This is a genomic window from Aeromonas sp. 603757, from assembly GCF_049171255.1.
Taxonomy (GTDB): Bacteria; Pseudomonadota; Gammaproteobacteria; order Enterobacterales; family Aeromonadaceae; genus Aeromonas; species Aeromonas veronii_A.
Window position 1 is genome coordinate 233,013 of sequence record NZ_JAAKOE010000002.1, and the last position, 21,939, is coordinate 254,951.

Sequence of the window (21,939 nt, forward strand, 5' to 3'; positions counted from 1 at the left end):
TTTGAGGTTCTGCTTCATACAAAAGCCCGTCATCACGACGGGCTTTTTGCTGCGCAGATAAGGGTCTATCAGTGGAGGATGCGGGCGCGGATGGTGCCGTTGATCTCCTTGAGCTTGGCGAGCGCCTTCTCGCTGTGCTCGGTCTCCACGTCGATCACCACGTAACCGATATGGCTGCTGGTCTGCAGGTACTGACCGGCGATGTTGATCCCCTCTTCGGCGAAGATCTGGTTGATCTGGTTCATCACCCCCGGCTGGTTGCGGTGAATGTGCAGCAGGCGGCTGGAGCCCTTGTGCCCTGGCAGCGACACTTCCGGGAAGTTGACGGCAGAGAGGGTGGAGCCGTTGTCGGAGTATTTGACCAGCTTGTTGGCCACTTCCAGCCCGATGTTCTCCTGCGCTTCATGGGTGGTGCCACCGATGTGCGGGGTCAGGATCACGTTCTCCAGCCCCCGCAGCGGGCTTTGGAACTCCTCGTCATTGGACTTGGGCTCGACCGGGAAGACGTCGATGGCGGCGCCGGCAATATGGCCGCTCTTGATGACGTCAGCCAGCGCATCGATATCCACCACGGTACCGCGGGCGGCGTTGATGAAGATGGCGCCCGGTTTCATCATCCGCAGCTGCTCGGCACCGATCATGTTCTTGGTGGAGGCGGTCTCCGGCACGTGCAGGCTGATGACGTCAGACATATTGAGCAGCTCGACCATGCTCGGCACCTGAATGGCGTTGCCCAGCGAGAGCTTGTTCTCGATATCGTAGTAATAAACCTTCATGCCGATGCTTTCGGCGATGATGCCAAGCTGGGTACCGATGTGGCCGTAGCCGATGATGCCGAGCTTCTTGCCGCGGGCTTCCACCGAGCGGTTGGCCAGTTTTTCCCACACCCCGCGATGGCACTTGGCGTTCTTCTCGGGGATGCCGCGCAGCAGCAGCAGGATCTCGCCCAGAACCAGCTCGGCGACCGAACGGGTGTTGGAGAAGGGGGCGTTGAAGACCGGAATACCGCGGATCTGGGCCGCTTCCAGCTCGACCTGGTTGGTACCGATACAGAAGCAGCCGATGGCAACCAGCTTGCTGGCGGCGTCGAGCACCTTCTCGGTGATCTGGGTACGCGAGCGCAGCCCGATGAAATGGACGTCACGGATCTGCTCGATCAGCTCCTCTTCGGAGAGCGAGGTCTTGAGATACTCCACACTGGTGTAACCTGCGGCACGAAAGGTCTCTACGGTGTTGGGGTGAACCCCCTCCAGCAGCAGTACCTTGATTTTATCCTTGTCCAATGAAAACTTGGCGGTCATGACGATCCCTCTGTATGTGCAAACGTAAGTGCAGATTTGGTGTGCGAAGAAAACCGTAAAGTAGCAAAAACGTTTGGGAGAGGGAATATTTGTGACGAAAGTCAAATTCTTTGAAGTTATCAACGAATGTTGTAAACATCCGTATGCAAATTGTTGAGGGATAAATAAAAACGGCGCCATCAGGCGCCGTCATTTATTCACAGTGCAATGTTTGGGTCATATCACATCCCAGGGCTCAATCAACGCCGCTGCTGCGTCAGGGGTGGCAGAGTGGCGCTGGCGTGCGAGGGAGGATGCCGCTGCACTGTGCTGCCGGTGTCGGGATTACTGGGTAATCACGCCGTCCGGCGTACCGATCAGGACCACATCGGCGCCGCGGGCTGCGAACAGGCCGTTGGTGACCACACCAACAATGGCGTTCAGTCGTACTTCCAGCGCCTTGGCGTCGGTAATGGCCATGCCTTTCACATCCAGAATGTGGTTGCCGTTGTCGGTGACCACCCCTTCACGCCACACCGGATTGCCACCCAGTTTGCGAATTTCGCGGGCCACGTATTCGCGGGCCATCGGGATCACTTCCACCGGCAGCGGGAACTGGCCCAGCACGTCGACGGTTTTGGTGTTGTCGATGATGCAGATGAACTTGTCAGCGACGGCGGCAACGATCTTCTCGCGGGTCAGAGCTGCGCCACCGCCCTTGATCATGTCGTGGGCTGCGTTGATCTCGTCGGCGCCATCCACATAGACGGAGAGGGCGTCGATCTCGTTGAGATCATATACGGTGATGCCGAAGCCCTTGAGGCGCTCGGTAGAGGCCACGGAGCTGGATACCGCCCCCTTGATCTCGTCCTTCATGGTCGCCAGCGCGTCGATAAAGTGGTTGACGGTAGAGCCGGTGCCCACCCCGACGATGGTGCCGGGAACCACATACTTGAGCGCAGCCCAACCGGCCGCCTTCTTCATTTCATCTTGAGTCATGATCGTTCCTTAAGAAAAAAGCGGGCGCATTATATCCAACCCGGTACCCCGTCGCGACCTTGTTGCTCACGTTCCGGGGCAAAAAGAGGGACTTTGTAAATCGTTTGCCTGTTTATTCTGCGTTTGCGCGCACAAAGCAGGGGCTGCCTGCCAAACACAGCCTATTCAAAGCGCCAGCAGTGGCTCGGGGTGATGATCTGGGGCAGCGGCACATCCCACTCCTCTTGCGGGACCGCATCCACCTGCTGGCAGTCGTGGGCAATGCCGAGCGGCTTGGGCCCCAGCTTGTGCTCATGCCAGATGGCGAGAGTGCGATCGTAGTAGCCGCCCCCCATGCCAAGACGATTGCCCTGGGCATCGAAGGCGACCAGCGGGGTGCAGATAAGATCGAGGGTGCTGTGGGGCACCACCTGCAGGATATCCAGCTCCGGCTCTTCGATGCCGTAGCGGTTGCGCACCATGGGACTGGTAGCGGTATAGCGCAAAAAGAGCAGGTGACCCGGAGTAAAGGGGTGGAGCACCGGCAGGTAGACCTCTTTGTGCTGGGCCCACAGCCAATGGATGGTGGGCAAGGGGTTGATCTCCCCGTCATTGGCCAGATAGAGGGCAATGCGTTTGGCGGCGAGAATCTCGGGGTGTTGCTTGAACTGGGCCAGCAGCTGTTGGGCCGCCGCCTGCTGCTCGGCCGGACTCAGACTTTTGCGGCGTTGACGAACCAGTTGGCGCAGGGATTGACGTTCGGGTTGGGACTCATGCATGGGGAACCTCTGGCATAGCTGCGCATCGATGGCTTGAACGCGCTCTACCTTAGCACATTCACTCTTGACGTTAAGGGGGACAGGGGAACTCCCGCCCCGGACGGCTGATGCCCGGAACTGTGGGATAAATGCTGGCTGATCCGTTAGTGAGTCAACAAGGGCCAGGGTGTGGCCCCTGTTGACAGCATGTCGGCGCGCCAGCCTCTGGTCTGTTACTTGTCAGCTTTGCCGCGCATCTGGTGCTTCACAAACACTGCAATGAGTGCCGCTACCGCGAGTGCCATCGGGTAGAAACTCATGCTCACCACCGCCAACGGCGACAGAGCGAAGATGGATCCAAGTAGCAGCGCCTGTGCGCCCCAGGGGATCAGACCCTGTACCACGCAGGAGAAGATATCGAGCATGGAGGCGGCGCGTCGCGGGGTGACACCGTGGTGTTCGGCCAGATCCCGGGCCACCTTGCTGGCGACGATAATAGCCACCGTGTTGTTGGCGGTGCAGAGGTTGGTGAGGCTCACCACCCCGGCGATGCCGAGCTCGGCGGCTTTCTCGTTCTGTTCACCATTGTGCTCGCGAGTGAAACGGGCAATCAGGGCGCTGATGCGCTCACTGATCCAGGCCAGACCACCCTGACGCTCCATCAGGGCGCCGAGGCCGCCGATCAGCATGGAGAGCAGGAAGATCTCCTGCATGCCGGTAAAGCCCTGATAGATATCCTTGCTGAACTGACCGATGGCGTAGCCGTTGATCATGCCCACCACTCCGGCGGCCAGAATACCGATCCCCAACACCACAAACACATTCACCCCGGCGAGCGCTAGCCCCAGGATAAGCAGATAAGGCATCACCTTGAACAGCTCGATGGCGCTGCCGTTGGCCGGGGATTCACCCACTGAGCCCAGGGTCAGATAGAGCAGGATCACCGCGATGGCGGCAGGGGCGGCAATCTTGAAGTTCTCGCGGAACTTGTCCTTCATCTCGCACCCCTGACTGCGGGTTGCTGCTATGGTGGTGTCGGAGATGATGGAGAGGTTATCGCCAAACATGGCGCCAGAAAGAATGGTGCCTGCCATCAGCACCGGATCTATACCGGCAGCCTGCGCCACACCGAGGGCTACCGGCGCCACGGCACCTATGGTGCCCATGGAGGTACCCATGGCAGTGGCAATAAAGGCAGAGATGAGGAACAGCCCGGGCAGCAGCGCCCAGCCGGGTATGAGGGAGAGACCGAGCGCCACGGTGGCATCAACCCCGCCGGTGGCCTTGGCCACGCTGGCAAAGGCGCCCGCCAGCAGATAGATAAGGCACATCGCCATGATATTGCTGTGGCCGACCCCCTTGAAGAAGGTCTCCAGATTGCTGTTGAAGCTCTCTTTACCAAGCAGCAGGGCGAGCATCACCGCAGGCAGGGCAGCAACCGGAGCGGGCAGCTGATAGAAGGCGAATTCGACCCCCTGCAGGGTCAGCCAGGTACCGGTACCGATAAAGAGTGCGAGAAAAACCAGAAGTGGCAACAAGGCCTTGGCACTGGGTTGAGTCTGGATCATGTGTTCCTCTGAAATTGAACAATGACCTCCTGTCATAAACTGCTTTGTACCTGTATCGGATAGGGATAGGGGGAAAACAGGGCGGGCATCCTGCCGCATTGGGGTGCCCACAGTAGTGAGTCAACCCCACAAGGTCAAGATAGACGTCCAGATGGATAGGTGTTTTTATCTTTCGATTTTGTCACTCTGACTAAATCCGTTAAATGTTCGGATTAAATTAAATATTTCGTTTATTTGTCGGTTGTATCTGCTGGCTCACTGTGGGCTTTTCAAAGCTGGCACAGGCTGGTAAAACGGTCTCTTTCCATAATTAAAAGAGATGAGAGGGTGGAGATGGACAATCCGATCCGTGTGGCTGTGATGGGCTGTAATGGTCGTATGGGCAAGGTGCTGCTGGAGGCCATCACCAACACCGATGGCGTGGTGGTTGGTGCTGCGCTGGGGCGGCCGGGCTCGGCGGTGATCGGTCTTGATGCCGGTGAGCTCAATGGGCTGGGCCATCTGGGTGTGGCCATCAGTGACAGTCTTGACAAGGTGCGTGACGAGTTTGATCTTATCATCGACTTCACCCGCCCCGAGGTGACCCTGGCCAATCTGGCCTTTGCGCTGGCCCACCACAAGCAGATGGTGATCGGCACCACCGGTTTTGACGATGCAGGCAAGGCCGCCCTGAAAGAGGCGGGCAAGCAGATCGGTATCGTGTTCGCCTCCAACTACTCGGTCGGGGTCAACCTGGTGTTCAAGTTGCTGGAGCAGGCCGCCAAGGTGATGGGGGATTACACCGACATCGAGATCATCGAGGGCCACCATCGCCACAAGGTGGATGCGCCATCCGGTACTGCGCTCTCCATGGGGGAAGTGGTCGCCAAAACCCTGGGCCGGGATCTCAAGGAGTGCGCCGTCTATGGCCGCGAGGGGATCACTGGCGAGCGGGATCGCAACACTATCGGCTTTGCCACCATTCGTGCCGGCGATCTGGTGGGGGAGCATACCGTCATGTTTGCCGATATAGGCGAGCGGGTGGAGATCAGCCACAAGGCTTCCAGCCGCCTGACCTTCGCCAACGGTGCTGTGCGGGCGGGCAAGTGGCTTGGTCAGCAGGGTGCCGGTCTTTATGACATGCAGGATGTGCTCAATCTCAAGTGATGCCTCTGTGCGGCACTTTCGTACTACTGCTACCCAGTGAAAAACCCCGGCTTGCCGGGGTTTTTGCTGTCAGTCAGCCAGAGTTTGTGTAAAAAGACACTCTATCGGCAATTTTTATCTGAATGCCTTATAAATCACACTATTGCTTTGTCTGCCAGATTTTTCCTTCCTGAATGTCATCACCAGGTAACAGATTTGAGCATCTTTATGGCGGATTAAGCCATTTTTTTACACGGAATCGGAAAGACTAAAAATTCAAACACTGAAAAACGTTTTCCATTTTTCACGTTCACTCTTGTCATCGTAAAAGCGTTAAATTTGTCATTAATGTTTTTTGTGTAAAAATAAAAGTCATTGTTTTGATTGGTTTTTTTGTTTGTTTTTGTCGCTATTGCTGGCTTGGTGTCATCTTTTGGTAGTGGTTTTTCCTTTTCTTTCATGGGAGGGGGTTGCAAAGCGATCAAGTGCATAGATAATGGGTAATGTTGCTTTTTTATTGAATTTAGATGCATTTCATCTGAGAAAAGACGTTGAAATGCCACTTTTTTTAAGTAGAATGCGCCCAATTTGCCAGAAATCTGCCGGGTTCGAGTCCTGTCCAAGACCGGAACCGAGCCCGCAACACCCAGGTAAATTGCTGAATTTAAAGCTAAATAACTGGAGGTTGTCTTGAATCACACTGCATTGCTAGTGCTGGAAGATGGAACTGTATTCAAAGGCGTGTCGATAGGCGCCGAGGGATGTTCCGTTGGTGAAGTGGTTTTCAATACGTCGATGACGGGCTATCAGGAAATCCTCACCGATCCCTCTTATTCCCGTCAGATAGTCACCCTCACTTACCCCCATATAGGCAACACCGGCACCAACAGCGAAGATGAAGAGTCCAGTCAGATCCATGCTCAGGGATTGATCATCCGGGACCTTCCGATACTTGCCTCCAATTTCCGCAATCAGCAATCCCTCTCCGAATACCTTAAGTCTCACAACATCGTTGGCATCGCCGACATCGACACCCGCAAACTGACCCGCATCCTGCGCGAGAAAGGCGCTCAGGCTGGCTGCATTCTGGCCGGGAAACAGGTCGATGAAGCCTATGCTCTCGAACAGGCCCGCGCCTTCCCCGGTCTGAAGGGGATGGATCTGGCCAAAGAGGTGACGGTTGGTGAGGCGTACAACTGGACCGAAGGGAGCTGGCAGCTTGGCAAGGGGCACGTCACCCCGGATGCCGACCAGCTGAAATACCACGTGGTAGCCTATGACTTTGGCGTCAAGCGCAACATCCTGCGGATGCTGGTTGACCGTGGCTGCCGCCTGACCGTGGTGCCGGCCAAGACCCCGGCCGCCGAGGTACTGGCGATGAACCCGGATGGCATCTTCCTCTCCAACGGCCCCGGCGACCCCGAGCCGTGCGACTACGCCATCGAGGCCATCAAGGCTTTCCTTAATACCAACACGCCGGTATTCGGCATCTGTCTGGGTCACCAGCTGCTGGGTCTGGCCTCCGGTGCCAAGACCGTCAAGATGAAGTTTGGCCACCACGGCGCCAACCATCCGGTGAAGAGCCTCGATGACAACACCGTCATGATCACCGCTCAAAACCACGGCTTTGCGGTAGACGAGAACAGCCTGCCGGATTGCCTGCGCGCCACCCACGTCTCCCTGTTCGATGGTTCCCTGCAAGGTATCCATCGCACCGACCGTCCGGCCTTCAGCTTTCAGGGCCACCCTGAAGCGAGCCCGGGCCCGCACGACTGTGCCGGTCTTTTTGACCACTTTATTGAATTGATTAAGCAGTATCGCGCCTAAGAAATAGAGGAAAGAGTTTCATGCCAAAACGTAATGACCTTCAGAGCATCCTGATCCTCGGCGCCGGCCCCATCGTCATCGGCCAAGCCTGCGAATTTGACTACTCCGGCGCCCAGGCGTGCAAAGCCCTGCGCGAGGAGGGCTACCGCGTCATTCTGGTCAACTCCAACCCGGCCACCATCATGACCGACCCGGAGATGGCGGACGCCACCTACATCGAGCCCATCACCTGGGAAGTGGTGCGCGAAATCATCAAGAAAGAGCGCCCGGACGCCATCCTGCCCACCATGGGCGGCCAGACTGCGCTTAACTGCGCACTGGCACTGGAGAAGCATGGCGTGCTGGCCGAGTTCGGTGTCGAGATGATCGGTGCCACCGCCGACGCCATCGACAAGGCCGAAGACCGCTCCCGTTTTGACAAGGCGATGCGCAGCATTGGTCTGGAGTGCCCGCGTGCCGGCATCGCCCACAATATGGAAGAGGCGTGGGGCGTGCAGCAGATGGTCGGCTTCCCCTGCATCATCCGCCCCTCCTTTACCATGGGTGGCTCGGGTGGCGGCATCGCCTACAACACCGAAGAGTTCGTCGAGATCTGCGAGCGCGGTCTGGACTTGTCGCCGACCAAAGAGCTGCTCATCGATGAGTCGCTGATCGGCTGGAAAGAGTACGAGATGGAGGTGGTGCGGGATCGCAACGACAACTGCATCATCGTCTGCGCCATCGAAAACTTCGACCCCATGGGTATCCACACCGGTGACTCCATCACGGTCGCGCCAGCCCAGACGCTGACCGACAAGGAGTACCAGCTGATGCGTAACGCCTCCATGGCGGTACTGCGCGAGATCGGCGTCGAGACCGGCGGCTCCAACGTCCAGTTCGGTATCAACCCGAAAGATGGTCGCATGGTCATCATCGAGATGAACCCGCGGGTGTCGCGCTCTTCTGCGCTGGCTTCCAAGGCGACCGGTTTCCCCATCGCCAAGATCGCCGCCAAGCTCGCCATCGGTTACACCCTCGACGAGCTGATGAACGACATCACCGGCGGTCGTACTCCGGCCTCCTTCGAGCCGGCCATCGACTACGTGATCACCAAGGTGCCGCGCTTCAACTTCGAAAAATTCGCCGGTGCCAACGACCGTCTGACGACCCAGATGAAGTCGGTCGGTGAAGTGATGGCCATCGGCCGCAACTTCCAGGAGTCCCTGCACAAGGCGCTGCGCAGCCTCGAAACCGGCAAAACCGGCTTCGACCCCATGGTTGACCTCAATGCCCCGGACTCCCTGACCCGCATCCGTCACGAGCTGCAGGACGCCGGTAGCGACCGTATCTTCTATATCGCCGATGCGTTCCGCGCCGGTCTCTCCATGGATGGCATCTTCAAGCTGACCAAGATTGACCCCTGGTTCCTGGTACAGATTGAAGACCTGGTGAAGCTGGAAGAAGAGGTGAAAGAGCGCGGCATGGCGGGTCTCGATGCCGACTTCCTGCGCGCCCTCAAGCGCAAAGGCTTTGCCGATGCCCGTCTGGCAAAGATCCTCGGTGTGGCCGAAGGGGAAGTGCGCAAACTGCGTGCCCGCCACAACATCTTCCCGGTCTACAAGCGGGTCGATACCTGCGCCGCCGAGTTCGCCACCAACACCGCCTACATGTACTCCAGCTATGACGAGGAGTGCGAAGCGGCCCCGAGCAACCGCGACAAGATCATGATCATCGGCGGCGGCCCGAACCGTATCGGTCAGGGTATCGAGTTCGACTACTGCTGCGTGCACGCGGCGCTGGCCCTGCGCGAAGACGGTTACGAGACCATCATGGTCAACTGCAACCCGGAGACCGTCTCCACCGATTACGACACCTCGGATCGTCTCTACTTCGAGCCGGTGACTCTGGAAGATGTGCTGGAAATCGTGCGCATCGAAAAACCCAAGGGCGTGATTGTCCAGTACGGTGGCCAGACCCCGCTGAAACTGGCCCGTGCACTGGAAGCCAACGGCGTACCGATCATCGGTACCAGCCCGGATGCCATCGACCGCGCCGAAGACCGCGAGCGCTTCCAGTCTGCTGTCGAGCGCCTCGGCCTCAAGCAGCCGGAAAACGGCACCGTCACCGCGCTGGAGCAGGCCGTGCTGCTGGCTGAGCGTATCACCTACCCGCTGGTGGTTCGCCCCTCCTACGTGCTGGGTGGCCGCGCCATGGAAATCGTCTATGACGAGCAGGATCTGCGTCGCTACTTCGCCGAGGCGGTGAGCGTCTCCAACGAATCGCCGGTACTGCTGGACCGCTTCCTGGACGATGCCACCGAGCTGGACGTGGATGCCATCTGCGACGGCACCGATGTAGTCATCGGCGGCATCATGGAGCACATCGAGCAGGCCGGTATCCACTCCGGTGACTCCGGTTGCTCCCTGCCTCCCTATACCTTGTCCAAGAAGATTCAGGACGAGATCCGCGAGCAGGTGCGCAAGCTAGCGCTGGAGCTCGGCGTTATCGGCCTGATGAACGTGCAGTTCGCGGTCAAGGGCGATGACATCTACCTCATCGAGGTGAACCCGCGTGCCGCCCGTACCGTGCCGTTTGTCTCCAAGGCGACCGGCGCCCCGCTGGCCAAGATTGCCGCTCGTGTGATGGCTGGTCAGTCGCTGCAAGAACAGGGCTTCACCAAAGAGATCATCCCGCCCTACTACTCGGTGAAAGAGGTGGTACTGCCGTTCGCCAAGTTCCCGGGGGTTGACCCGCTGCTGGGGCCAGAGATGCGCTCTACCGGTGAGGTAATGGGTGTGGGCAGCAGCTTTGCCGAGGCCTATGCCAAGGCGCAGCTGGGTGCCAACCACGCCGTACCGAAAGAGGGTCGTGCCCTCTTGTCAGTGCGTCACAGCGACAAGGCGCAGGTGGTCGACTTGGCTGCCAAGCTGCTGGAGCTGGGCTACGAGCTGGATGCCACTCACGGCACCGCCGTCGCGCTGGGTGAGGCGAGCATCAACCCGCGTCTGGTCAACAAGGTGCACGAAGGTCGCCCGCACATTCTGGATCGCATCAAGAATGGCGAGTACACCTACATCGTCAACACCGCCGAAGGGCGGGTGGCGATCCAGGACTCCAAGCAGCTGCGTCGCGCCGCCTTGCAGAACAAGGTGGCGTATACCACCACCATGAACGAGGCGTTTGCCACCTGCATGGCCATCAGCGTGGATGCCACCGCCAACGTCAACTCGGTGCAGGAGCTGCACCAGAAGGTGAAAAACCGCTAAGAGTTTGCAGCGGGCATCAGCCCGACTTGCCAGACGACCAACCCCCGCCAGCGATGGCGGGGGTTTCTTTTTATCTGTCGCTCACCGTTCGGCTCGGGGCGGGTGAGCCATTGAGGAAGGTCATGAGTTCCGCATCGCAGACAACTGATGGCGCGTGGGGTGGCAAAAGCTGGCAAGGGGAGGGGATGCTGCGAGCGCGGGTTTCAACTGCGGCAGGCAATCCTCTACAATGGCCCCACTTTGCTTGTCAGTGCAGTGCCAGCGGCGCTGCCTGTCGGGCCAACAAAAAATGGACATGCTTATGACCGCTTTGCCTTCCTGTCGTCTTCTTGCCTTCTGCTCTGCCTTGTTGCTGGCCGGTTGTGCCAGTGATCCCGCCTCCGCGCCTGCCAAAGAGGCGAGCGTGAGCAACCCCAAAACGCCGCCTGCCATGCAGCCGCGCAAACCGGCGGATATGAAGAGCCGCATCGTGCGCTTCTTGCCCCGTCAGGTGCCTGACAAACAGGGGTGGGCCAACGACGTGGTGACGGCGCTCACCACCCAGGGGGTGACGGTCAATGATCACAATGTCTGTAGCGTGCTGGCGGTGGCGGAGCAGGAAGCCACTTATCAGGCGGACCCCGTGGTGCCGGGCCTTGGCAAGATCGCCTGGAAAGAGATCAACTCACGGGCAGCCAAGCTGCTGATCCCCGAATTTATGGTGCGGGCCGCGCTATCCATCAACTCGCCCACCGGCAAGAGCTACGCCGAGCGGATCGACAAGTTGCGTACCGAGCGGGAGATGAGTGAAATCTTCGAAGATATGATCAGCATGCTGCCGATGGGCAAGACGCTGTTTGGCAACCTCAACCCGGTGCATACCGGTGGCCCGATGCAGGTGAGCATCGCCTTTGCCGAGGCCAACGCCCGTGGCTACCCCTATCCAATCAAGGATTCCATCCGCCACGAAGTCTTTACCCGTCGCGGCGGCATCTGGTTTGGCACCAAACATATCTTCGGTTATCCCGTTGACTACCCGGATACCCTCTACCGCTTTGCCGACTTCAACGCCGGCTGGTATGCCAGTCGCAATGCCGCCTTTCAGGCCGCCGTCAGCCGTTTGAGTGGCAAAACTCTGGCGCTGGACGGGGATCTGATCCGCTATGACTCGGATCTGCCGGGCAATACCGAGCTTGCCGTCTACACCCTCGCCAACCGGGTCAATATGAGCAAACAAGCGATCCACCAGAGCCTTCGCAAAGGGGATACCGCCGAATTTGCCGAGACCGATCTCTACCATCGCATCTTTACCCTGGCCGACAAGCAAGCGGGCAAGCGACTGCCCCGCGCCATCCTGCCCGGCATTCAGCTAAAGAGCCCGAAAATTACCCGCAACCTCACCACCGCCTGGTTTGCCAAGCGGGTGGATGACAGAGAACAACGTTGCGTGCGGCAGATGGCGACGATTCGGTAAGAAGCATCAAGGGCGGCCAATTGGCCGCCCTTGATGTCAGAGTGAGTTTCCCCTTGTGTGGCAGTTCATGCCTTGCTGTTCCCTGTGAGATTTACAATGAATCTGCATTTGGGGTATCCACTGCATCCCCAAAACCGATTGCCTCGGTTATCCCCCCGTTTGGCGGTACGCAATACCATCGGGTTGCCGCATCTGGGGCATAGTGGATTTGCTTGGGTGAGCGATTCGGTGATGGTTGGCGCGGCGTTCACCACCTGATTGACCACAGGCATTGCAGCTACGGATAAAGGCGGGCGGGGAACCTCGCTGTGACGGGCTTTCAACTGCGCGACATGCTGTTTATGGGTCTGCCAATTGGCGGCCAGTCGTCCCCGCTGGATGGTGTCGATCACTCTGGTGACTTCGGCAGGGGTCAGCACCTGAGTGGTTTTACTCTTGATATAGCGAATAAGCCCGCGGTTCATCACGTTATCCGGCATGGGGGTTTTAAAGGTGCAGTCGCCAATAAAGTAAATAATCGAATGGAGCTGATGATCAGCAAGACCCAGCAAGGATTTGAGCGTCATCAGGTGCAGATAGTTTTGGCGCAGGGGATTTTGAAAGGTATGTCTGCGGCGATAGAGCTGCTGGGTCCAGCTCTTATGGGCCGGATTGCCAAATATCCACCCCTTGATGTTCTTGGTCTCGATCACAAACAGCCCGAAGCGCGAGACGATCACATGATCGATCTGGGTAGTACCCTGCGGGGTCGGTAGGGTCACGTTCTTGAGCAGATGGTACTCCCGCTGGTCGAGAAACAGCCGGATGCCCAAGTTGATAAATGCCTCCCCAACCATCCCCTTAAACCTGGGCGTTTTGATCAGGGTGGCAATCAGCAGAAGGGGCAGCAGATACCAGAGCTGGTCCAGCAGAACCGCAATAACAGGTGTGAAGTCCATTTCAACGCTGTCGTCTGATGTGCAATGGCAACATGTTAACAGTGGGTTCAACAAGCGTGTGTGATCTATGCCACTACTACTCAGCCAGCGCCTGCATTGTTCTGTTTGTTACCCGGTGACGAGATAGTTCAATCGCAAAACCAGATTGAATTGAACTTTTTTATTCGGTTTTTTAAGTGACTGGTGGGGGGTAGGCTAGTCTCTACTGCGAAGCGAAGGGTTTCGCCGTCATTATGACCACAATGAGGATCTGATAGATGGACAAACACGCTAGCGGGGCCGGTCAGTGCCCCTTTGCCCACGGTGCCAATACCTCTGCCAGCCAGGAGCATCAAGTCTGGTGGCCCAATGCCCTCAACCTCGACATCCTGCACCAGCATGACAGCAAGACCAATCCGATGGATGAGACTTTCGATTATGCCGATGCCTTCAACAGCCTCGATTACGATGCCCTCAAGGCAGATCTGCATGCCCTGATGACCGACAGCCAGCCCTGGTGGCCGGCAGACTGGGGTCACTATGGCGGCCTGATGATCCGCATGGCCTGGCACTCCGCCGGCAGCTATCGCGCTACCGACGGGCGCGGCGGTGCCAACACTGGCAACCAGCGCTTCGCCCCCCTCAACAGTTGGCCTGACAACGGCAACCTCGACAAGGCACGCCGTCTGCTGTGGCCGATCAAGCAGAAGTACGGCAACAAGATCTCCTGGGCTGACCTGATGATCCTGGCGGGCAACGTCGCCTATGAGTCCATGGGGCTCAAGACCTTCGGCTTTGCCGGTGGCCGCGAGGATATCTGGCATCCGGAAAAAGATGTCTACTGGGGTTCCGAGAAGGAGTGGCTGGCACCGAGCGGTAGCGAAGGGAGCCGTTACAGCGGCGAACGGGATCTGGAGAACCCGCTGGCGGCGGTGATGATGGGGCTGATTTACGTCAACCCGGAAGGGGTGGATGGCAACCCGGATCCCCTGAAAACCGCCCACGACATGCGCGTTACCTTTGCCCGCATGGGGATGAATGACGAAGAGACCGTCGCCCTCACCGCCGGTGGCCACACCGTCGGCAAGGCCCACGGCAACGGCAGCGCTGCCAAACTGGGGCCCGCTCCCGAAGGGGCCGATGTGCACGAGCAGGGGCTGGGCTGGATCAACCACGAGAGCCGCGGCATCGGTCGTGATACGGTGACCAGCGGCCTTGAAGGGGCCTGGACCAGCAACCCGACCCGCTGGGACAACGGCTACTTCAAGATGCTGCTGGGCCACGACTGGTGGATCAAGAAGAGCCCGGCCGGTGCCTGGCAGTGGGAGCCCGTCGCCATCAAGGAGGAAGATCGTCCGGTGGACGTGGAAGACCCCTCCATCCGCTGCAACCCCATCATGACCGATGCGGACATGGCGCTGCGCTTTGACCCCGTATACCGGGAGATCTCCGAGCGCTTTGCCGCGGATCAGGCGCTCTTCTCCGACGCCTTTGCCCGCGCCTGGTTCAAGCTTACCCACCGCGACATGGGGCCGCGCAGCCGCTATCTGGGGCCGGAAGTGCCGAGCGAAGTCATGGTGTGGCAGGATCCGGTTCCGGCGGTGGATTACCAGCTCTCTGACAAAGAGGTGAGTGAGATCAAGGCCAAACTGCTGGCCTGCGGCGTGGCGCCAGCCGATTTGATCGCCACCGCATGGGACAGTGCCCGCACCTTCCGCGGCTCCGATTATCGCGGTGGTGCCAACGGTGCTCGCATCCGTCTCGCGCCGATGAAAGAGTGGGAAGGCAACGAGCCCGCTCGCCTCGAGAAGGTGCTCAACGCCCTGATCGCCCTGCAGGCCTCCCTGAGCAAGCCGGTCAGCATCGCCGACCTGATTGTGCTGGGTGGCAGCGCAGCGGTGGAGCAGGCGGCCAAACTGGCTGGCGTCGATATCGTCGTTCCCTTTGCGCCGGGCCGCGGCGATGCCAGCGCCGAACAGACCGATGCCGAGTCGTTCGCCTTCCTCGAGCCGGTTCACGATGGTTTCCGCAACTGGCAGAAGGGGCACTACAAGGTGCAGCCGGAGGAGATGCTGCTCGACCGTGCCCAGTTGCTGGGGCTTACCGCCCGCGAGATGACTGTGCTGGTCGGCGGTATGCGGGTGCTTGGCACCAACCATGGCGGGTCGGCCCACGGCGTCTTTACCGACCGGGTCGGTCTGCTCAGCAACGACTTCTTCGTCAACCTGACCGACATGGCCTATAGCTGGCAGCCGACTGGCCGCAACAGTTACCAGATCGTGGATCGCCAGAGCGGTGCGGTGAAGTGGACTGCTACCCGGGTTGATCTGGTGTTTGGCTCCAACTCGGTGCTGCGTGCCTACGCCGAGGTCTATGCCCAGCAAGATGGCAAGGAGAAGTTCGTCCGAGACTTCGTCAAGGCCTGGGTCAAGGTGATGAACAATGACCGTTTCGATCTGAAATAAGTCGCTTCAACCCCAATGAGAACGCCAGCCGCAAGGCTGGCGTTTTTTATGGTGGCGGTGATAGCTGCATGGTGCGACTCGGAGGATGCCCCTCTGGCAGCCCGGGTTAGAAGCTCATGGCCAGCCCAATGGAATAACCGCTGGTGTTGTGGCTGAACATGTAGCGGGCAACCAGCCGGGTACGGGTGACAATGATGTCGTACTTGCTGCTATCCAGCTCCAGACCGGCGCCGATGGAGTTGAGGGAGTCAAAGCCAAGCAACCCCCGTTGTTCCCCCAGATATGCGGTATGGGCCCCCTCCAGTACATAGCGCACCGGTCTGTCGAGCAGGGTCCAGTGGAACAGCGGGGCGCGGCGGCGCAGATAGAGGCCGAGGTTCTCCGCCTCGGCGTGACCACGGACGCTGGTCGAGGTGCCGCCAAAGCTCTGCAGGTGCTGATAGGAGTAGCGCAGTTCGGCATCTATGTCCTGGGCCGGTGAAAAGAGTTCGTAATCGAGCATCAGCGAGCCACCCAGCCCGTACATATTGAGCTGACCCCCATCGAGAAAGTCCAGCGAGTAGCCCTTGGTACGATCAAGCAGCCAGTTGCCGATCCGCAGGTCGCTGGCCATGGTACCGAGCGAGACGTTGGCTATGGGGCGCAGCACCCAGTGGCCGCCACGCGGATCTTTGTGAAGGGTGACATCCCAGCCGATCCCGCCCGAAGCGGTCAGGCTATTCCACTTGGTCGGTATGGTGCGACTCTCGGTACCATTGCTTATCACAAACTGGGGGTCGTAGCGGCTGTAGCCCAGCGCCCCCTCCAGATAGATGGGCACGGCTTCGCTCAGGGTTGCGCCGCCTCCCAGTTGCCCCATGTTGAGCGCAGAAGATTGGCCAGTGCTGCTGCCGATGTCCAGGTTGCTGGCGGTGATGTCCGGCACCACGCTGAAAGTCATCAGCGAGATCACCGCATTGGCCCGTTTTTGCGCCCAGTCCTCCTCCTGATCGTCAAGGTTGTTACTGGCCGCGAGTGACGCCATGGGCAGGGTCGCCGCGAAGAGGGCGCAACCCAGACGGTAAAGCGGGCAGAGCGGGTGTTTCATGGCTGGATTCCCCAAACAAGCGACCTCCTGTCGCCCTGATCTACTGTAGCGAGTTTCTCTCTGGCTGTCTCGACCTGACCATTGGGCTGGGCTATGGGGGGGCTGCGTGGCCATCTACAGAAAATGGTTGATGCAGCTCATGGTTCTGGCCAATGGCAGATGTCGTCAGCGGCATAAGCGAGCAGGCCGGATATAATCAACGCGTTGATAAAAATGACAGGAGTGCGGGATGAACAGACTCGGATTGGCCGGCAAGATGTTGCTGGCAATTTGCCTGCCGTTATTGGCGCTGCTGTTTTTCGCCAGCCACTACGCATACGACAGATATCGGGTGACCCATGAGATGACGCAAGCCCTGCAGCAGCTGGCTGTGGTCGAACGCAGCGCCCAGTTGGTGCACGAGCTGCAAAAGGAGCGTGGCATGTCGGCGGGGTTTATCGGCTCTGAAGGGCGCAAATTTGCAGATGCCCTGCCACGTCAGCGGCAACAGGTTGATGAAGCCATTCATCGCTTTCAGGGGTTGGAGAGGGGGGTTGCCCACGAGCAGGTGGATCTGGCTTTGCGCGAGTTGATGGGGATCCGCAATCAGGTGGACAAACTGGCCATAGAGGCCCCGCGTCAGGTCGCCTTTTATAGCCAGTTGATTGCTTCTCTGCTCAAGGTCGTGGATGAGATTAGTCTGCGTAGCCAGGATGCCGCTATTGCCTTGCAGACCAATGCCTACGCCGCATTTTTGCAAAACAAGGAGCGTATGGGGATGGAGCGGGCGACCCTCAGCAATGTCTTTGCCAAAGGGAGTTTCACCCCGGCTACCTTGCAGCAATTTATGTCCCTGCTCGCTGCCCAGCAGAGCTATCTGGAGCGTTTTCGCGCCGTGGCAAGCGAGCCGCAGCGACGCCTGCTTGAGCAAATTGAGAAGAGTCCGGTGATGGCAGAGGTCGCGAAATATGAGCAGCTCGCCCTCGGCAAGATGACCGAGGGGAGCTTTGGCGTCGATCCGGAGCGCTGGTTTGCCGTGAGCACCGAGAAGATCGACCAGCTCAAACAGGGCGAAGATCAGCTCTTCCAGCAGTTGTTCGAACGGGTTGAGCAGATGCAGGGAGAGAGTCAGCGCAACTTCTGGTGGGGGGCTATGGCGGTGCTGTGCTGCCTGCTGTTGACTACCCTCATCAGTTGGAAGGTGCTGCGGGATGTGCATCTGGGCTTCGTCGCTCTGCATCGCACCTTTTCACGGCTCGTCAATGACAATGATCTGACGGTGAGGGTCAACTGGCAATCGGGTGACGAGCTTGGGGCATTGGCGCGGGATCTCAACCACTTTCTGCAGCATCTGGAAGGCTTGTTGCTGGAGGTGCGCCGCTCCTGTGAGATATTGACCCGTAGTGCCAGCAACTCCAGCGAGGTGATTGCCGAAGTGAATGAAGGTGTGGTGCGTGGTGTCGGTCAGGTTGAACTGGTTGCCACCGCCGCAACGGAAATGGCTTCGACGGTGGCCGAAATTGCTCGCAATGCGACCCAGACCTCACTGGCGACCCAGCAGGCCATTGGCCGTGCCCGGCAGGGGGACAAGGAGGTGGATCAGACTATCGCCGCCATCGAGCAGGTGGCCGGCACCCTCGACGAGACCCGGCTGTTGGTCAACAACCTGCATCAGGATACCGAGTCCGCCGTCGAGGCACTCAACCTCATCAAGCAGATCTCCGATCGCACCAATCTGTTGGCCCTCAATGCCGCCATTGAGGCAGCCCGTGCCGGTGAGTCGGGGCGCGGCTTTGCCGTGGTCGCCGATGAGGTTCGTTCACTGGCTGCCCGTACCCAGCAGGCGGCAGATGATATCGAACAGATGCTCTCCCGTTTGCGGGCTGGAGCCCTTCAGGCGGTGGTGGCCATGCAGTCGGGCAGCGAGCAGGCGGGCCTCAGTGTCAGTGAAGCGCAGCGGGCGGGTCACGAGCTGACCGACATCGTCAATGAGGTGCGCAAGGTGAGTGACATGACGGCACAGGTGGCTACCGCAACCGAGCAGCAGCGCTACGTAACGGACGATATCCAGCACAACGTAATGACCATCCGCGAAGTGTACGAGGCCCATCGCCAGCACTCGGTCACCCTGCAGCAGAATAGTGTCGAACTGGATCAGTTGGCACGGGAGCTGGCTGGACGAATTGCCAGCTTCAAGTTGCTGGAGAGAGCCTCTCCCCACTGATCCATTTGCGCTAAAGCTTGTCCCTCCCTGGCCGATACCCCTTGTGAGATCGTGTGGAGGACAAGCAATTGAACGCTTGGGTGTTGGGGTTGGTCAGCATATCCGTGAGTATGCAGTTACAGGCTGGGGTCACCGAATTTGGTGCCGGTCTGGATCAATCCGTCTGGCGTTTGACCTCCGATACCCAGATTGAGTGTCGCCTCGAGCATCCTATTCCCAACTGGGGAACGGGGGCTTTTGTCAGCCGCGCCGGGCGCAAGATCAACCTCGACTTCGAGCTCAAGGGCAAGCGGCCACAGGCCCAGACCCAGACTGTGAGCCTTGGCATCATGCCGCCGGTATGGCGCCCGGGCATCGCCGGACGAGAAGTGAGTCAACTGCGCTTCTATCAGCAGTTCGATGGGTTGGTGGAAGGGCAAACCGCCTGGACCATGCTCGATGAGCTGGAGGGGGGGCGGATGCCGACCTTCCAGTATCGGGACTGGTATCGCCAGAACCGCGCGGTGCGAGTGTCCCTCTCGTCAGTCAACTTTCGGGTTAAATATCAGGCCTTTATCGACTGTCTGAGCGGGCTCTTGCCCTACAGCTTCAACGACATCGCCTTTAGCGTGCTCACCTACGACAAGAACAGCGATCAGCTCTCCATCCCCTCCAAGCGGCGGCTGGCGATGATCAGCGAGTTTATCAAGGCGGACAAGGGCATCGACGTGGTGGTGATCGATGCTTACAGCGACAGCTATGGCGGCCGCTGGCCGAACCTGAAACTCTCCGAGAAGCGGGCCGATGCCATCAAGAAGGTGTTTGTCGATCTGGGGATCGATCCCGGCAAGATCTCGGTGGAGGGGCATGGAGAGAAGCAGCACGTCGCCTCCAACGAAACGGAGCAGGGTCGTGCCAAGAACCGGCGGGTGGTGATCAGCATGGGGCGCAATGGCGAGATCTAGCGCCGTCCCCGGTCAGAGAAGCATAAAAAAGAGCGCATCTGCGCTCTTTTTTGATCCTGCCATTCGGCAGCGGGATTAGGGCAGCTTAGAAGCTGTCACCGAGGCCAGTACCGGCATCTTTCTTGGCGATCAGTTCAATCTTGTAACCGTCCGGATCTTCGACGAAGGCGATCACGGTGGTGCCGCCTTTAACCGGGCCCGGCTCGCGGGTGATCTTGGCACCGGCGGCGCGCAGCGCTTCGCAAGTGGCGTAGATGTCGTCCGCTTCCAGCGCGATGTGGCCGTAGGCAGAGCCCAGTTCGTAGTCGCTCACCCCCCAGTTGTAGGTCAGCTCGATCACCGCTTCATCCTTCTCGTCACCGTAGCCGACGAAGGCCAGGGTGTACTTGTACTCGCTGTTCTCGCTCTTGCGCAGCAGCTTCATGCCAAGGACACGGGTGTAGAAGTCGATGGAGCGTTGCAGATCGCCGACACGCAGCATGGTATGCAGAATTCTCATTGCTCAGTTCTCCGGGTTGGTGATGTGTACTGCTTTCAATCTCGGTTGCGAGGCTATCAGCTTTCTGGATAGACCTTCTCTTTGTACTCGCAGAGGTCCTCGATGATACAGGAACCACTGCAGTGGATGTTTGCGAGCGAGACAGTTAGGACGGTTGTGGCGCCCAGTCATTCAGCTCTCTGGATAGACCTTCTCTTTGTATTCGCACAAGTCCTCGATGATACAGGAACCACAACGGGGCTTGCGAGCCAGACAGGTGTAACGCCCGTGCAGGATCAGCCAGTGGTGGACATCGAGCTTGAACTCGGCGGGTACCACTTTGAGCAGCTTCTCCTCCACCTGATCCACGTTCTTGCCTACCGCAAAGCCTGTTCGGTTAGATACCCGGAAAATATGGGTATCGACGGCGATGGTGGGCCAGCCAAAGGCGGTGTTGAGCACCACGTTGGCGGTCTTGCGGCCGACGCCGGGCAGGGCTTCCAGCGCTTCTCGGTTCTCCGGCACTTCGCCGCCGTGGCGCTCCAGCAAGATGGCGCAGGTCTTGATGACGTTCTCGGCCTTGGTGTTGAAGAGGCCAATGGTCTTGATGTACTCCTTGAGCCCGTCCACCCCGAGATCCAGCATCGCTTGTGGGGTGTTGGCCACCGGATAGAGCTTGTCGGTTGCCTTGTTGACGCTGACATCGGTCGCCTGTGCCGAGAGTAGCACGGCAATCAACAGCTCGAACGGCGAGTTGAAGTTGAGCTCCGTGGTGGGGTGGGGGTTGTTTGCCCGCAGTCGCTCGAGGATCTCTCTGCGTTTCTGATTGTTCATGCCTTGCGTCCGATCATAGCTCGGTCGCCCGGACGCGGGCCGGGGCAACGTTGCAGTGGGCCACGGTAGCGGCCTGTTTGCGGTCCCGCCAGTCGTTGATTGCATTCTTGGCGGCGATCAACAGTCCCAACCCGATAAAGCCGCCCGGCGGCAAAATAGCCAGCAGCAGGCTGGCATCGGCGTGGAACAGCTCGATGCGCAGGGACTTGGCCCACTCGCCCAGCAGCAGCTCGGCACCATCAAACAGGGTGCCCATGCCGATGATCTCGCGCATGCCGCCCAGTACCAGCAGCACCAGGGTAAAGCCAAGGCCCATCATCAGACCGTCGAGGGCCGCCAGCAGCGGCGGGTTCTTGGAGGCATAGGCCTCGGCGCGGCCGATGATGACGCAGTTGGTGACGATCAGGGCGATAAAGATGCCGAGCGCCTGATAGAGGCCATAGGTGTAGGCGTTCATCAGCAGCTGCACACTGGTCACCAGCGAGGCGATGATCATCACATAGACCGGGATGCGAATATCCTTCGGCACCCAGTTGCGCACCAGCGAGACGGCGAGGTTGGAGCAGACCAGCACCGCCATGGTGGCAAGGCCCAGCCCCAGCGCATTGGTAAAGGTGGAGGAGACGGCGAGGGTCGGGCAGAGCCCCAGCACCTGCACCAGCGAGGGGTTGTTCTTCCACAGCCCCTGACTCATCAGCTCCTTGAGCTCGCCCTTGCGGCTTTCCAGCTCGGCAAGCGGGGTTGTGCCCGTTTCAATCTGTTCCATCTGGTTCATGA

Annotated in this window: 17 protein-coding genes; 7 read left to right on the plus strand and 10 right to left on the minus strand. The window is 59.1% G+C overall.

From position 1 onward, the window contains the following. Positions 1-68: 68 nt before the first annotated feature. From serA to G5332_RS02875, 4 genes are all read right to left on the minus strand, one after another. Positions 69-1,301, minus strand: coding sequence for a phosphoglycerate dehydrogenase (serA, locus tag G5332_RS02860; RefSeq protein WP_033137987.1), 1,233 nt, complete (start codon positions 1,299-1,301; stop codon positions 69-71). 324 nt (positions 1,302-1,625) lie between these two features. Next, complete coding sequence (rpiA, locus tag G5332_RS02865) at positions 1,626-2,279, minus strand: ribose-5-phosphate isomerase RpiA (RefSeq protein ID WP_421254160.1); 654 nt, start codon at positions 2,277-2,279, stop codon at positions 1,626-1,628. Between the two features lie 161 nt (positions 2,280-2,440). Further along, on the minus strand, positions 2,441-3,037 hold the full coding sequence (locus G5332_RS02870; protein ID WP_219295497.1) for a 5-formyltetrahydrofolate cyclo-ligase: 597 nt from the start codon (positions 3,035-3,037) through the stop codon (positions 2,441-2,443). A gap of 212 nt (positions 3,038-3,249) precedes the next feature. Next, a complete protein-coding gene (locus G5332_RS02875; RefSeq protein ID WP_421249542.1) occupies positions 3,250-4,584 on the minus strand; it encodes a Na+/H+ antiporter NhaC family protein in 1,335 nt (444 codons plus the stop codon). Between the two features lie 333 nt (positions 4,585-4,917). Here G5332_RS02875 and dapB point away from each other — a divergent pair, with 333 nt between their 5' ends. Then, positions 4,918-5,730, plus strand: a complete 813-nt coding sequence (gene dapB, locus G5332_RS02880; RefSeq protein WP_421249543.1) for a 4-hydroxy-tetrahydrodipicolinate reductase — start codon at positions 4,918-4,920, stop codon at positions 5,728-5,730. Between the two features lie 215 nt (positions 5,731-5,945). On the opposite strand, the gene G5332_RS02885 is transcribed toward dapB, so the two are convergent. Then, the gene (locus tag G5332_RS02885; RefSeq protein ID WP_421249544.1) at positions 5,946-6,332 is read right to left on the minus strand and encodes a hypothetical protein; all 387 of its coding nucleotides are present in this window, start codon (positions 6,330-6,332) and stop codon (positions 5,946-5,948) included. Between the two features lie 67 nt (positions 6,333-6,399). Here G5332_RS02885 and carA point away from each other — a divergent pair, with 67 nt between their 5' ends. The 3 genes from carA to G5332_RS02900 all read left to right on the plus strand — a co-directional run bounded on the left by carA (position 6,400) and on the right by G5332_RS02900 (position 12,234). Continuing rightward, positions 6,400-7,536 (plus strand): glutamine-hydrolyzing carbamoyl-phosphate synthase small subunit, encoded by a 1,137-nt coding sequence (gene carA, locus G5332_RS02890; RefSeq protein ID WP_005337628.1) that lies wholly within the window; start codon positions 6,400-6,402, stop codon positions 7,534-7,536. A gap of 20 nt (positions 7,537-7,556) precedes the next feature. Then, the gene (gene carB, locus G5332_RS02895) at positions 7,557-10,781 is read left to right on the plus strand and encodes a carbamoyl-phosphate synthase large subunit (protein ID WP_421259199.1); all 3,225 of its coding nucleotides are present in this window, start codon (positions 7,557-7,559) and stop codon (positions 10,779-10,781) included. A 301-nt stretch (positions 10,782-11,082) separates the two neighbouring features. Then, the gene (locus G5332_RS02900) at positions 11,083-12,234 is read left to right on the plus strand and encodes a DUF1615 domain-containing protein (RefSeq protein WP_040067843.1); all 1,152 of its coding nucleotides are present in this window, start codon (positions 11,083-11,085) and stop codon (positions 12,232-12,234) included. A gap of 65 nt (positions 12,235-12,299) precedes the next feature. On the opposite strand, the gene G5332_RS02905 is transcribed toward G5332_RS02900, so the two are convergent. Further along, complete coding sequence (locus G5332_RS02905) at positions 12,300-13,172, minus strand: nuclease-related domain-containing protein (RefSeq protein ID WP_227342380.1); 873 nt, start codon at positions 13,170-13,172, stop codon at positions 12,300-12,302. A 257-nt stretch (positions 13,173-13,429) separates the two neighbouring features. Here G5332_RS02905 and katG point away from each other — a divergent pair, with 257 nt between their 5' ends. Further along, positions 13,430-15,616, plus strand: coding sequence for a catalase/peroxidase HPI (gene katG, locus G5332_RS02910; RefSeq protein WP_227342382.1), 2,187 nt, complete (start codon positions 13,430-13,432; stop codon positions 15,614-15,616). Between the two features lie 106 nt (positions 15,617-15,722). Here the strand turns inward: katG and G5332_RS02915 are convergent, their stop codons facing one another. Continuing rightward, entirely contained in the window at positions 15,723-16,640 is a 918-nt protein-coding gene (locus G5332_RS02915; protein ID WP_227343024.1) for an autotransporter domain-containing protein, read from the minus strand. 292 nt (positions 16,641-16,932) lie between these two features. Here G5332_RS02915 and G5332_RS02920 point away from each other — a divergent pair, with 292 nt between their 5' ends. Next, complete coding sequence (locus tag G5332_RS02920; RefSeq protein WP_216953276.1) at positions 16,933-18,906, plus strand: methyl-accepting chemotaxis protein; 1,974 nt, start codon at positions 16,933-16,935, stop codon at positions 18,904-18,906. Between the two features lie 68 nt (positions 18,907-18,974). Beyond that, positions 18,975-19,850 (plus strand): flagellar protein MotY, encoded by an 876-nt coding sequence (locus G5332_RS02925; RefSeq protein ID WP_005350788.1) that lies wholly within the window; start codon positions 18,975-18,977, stop codon positions 19,848-19,850. Between the two features lie 85 nt (positions 19,851-19,935). Here the strand turns inward: G5332_RS02925 and gloA are convergent, their stop codons facing one another. The 3 genes from gloA to G5332_RS02940 all read right to left on the minus strand — a co-directional run bounded on the left by gloA (position 19,936) and on the right by G5332_RS02940 (position 21,937). Beyond that, positions 19,936-20,349 carry a lactoylglutathione lyase gene (gene gloA, locus G5332_RS02930; RefSeq protein WP_421311097.1) on the minus strand — a complete coding sequence of 138 codons (414 nt, stop codon included), beginning with the start codon at positions 20,347-20,349 and terminating at the stop codon, positions 19,936-19,938. 171 nt (positions 20,350-20,520) lie between these two features. Then, positions 20,521-21,162: an endonuclease III gene (gene nth, locus G5332_RS02935; RefSeq protein WP_005350790.1), complete on the minus strand. Its 642-nt coding sequence runs from the start codon at positions 21,160-21,162 to the stop codon at positions 20,521-20,523. A gap of 13 nt (positions 21,163-21,175) precedes the next feature. Further along, positions 21,176-21,937: an electron transport complex subunit E gene (locus G5332_RS02940; RefSeq protein ID WP_410170585.1), complete on the minus strand. Its 762-nt coding sequence runs from the start codon at positions 21,935-21,937 to the stop codon at positions 21,176-21,178. Positions 21,938-21,939 lie beyond the last annotated feature (2 nt).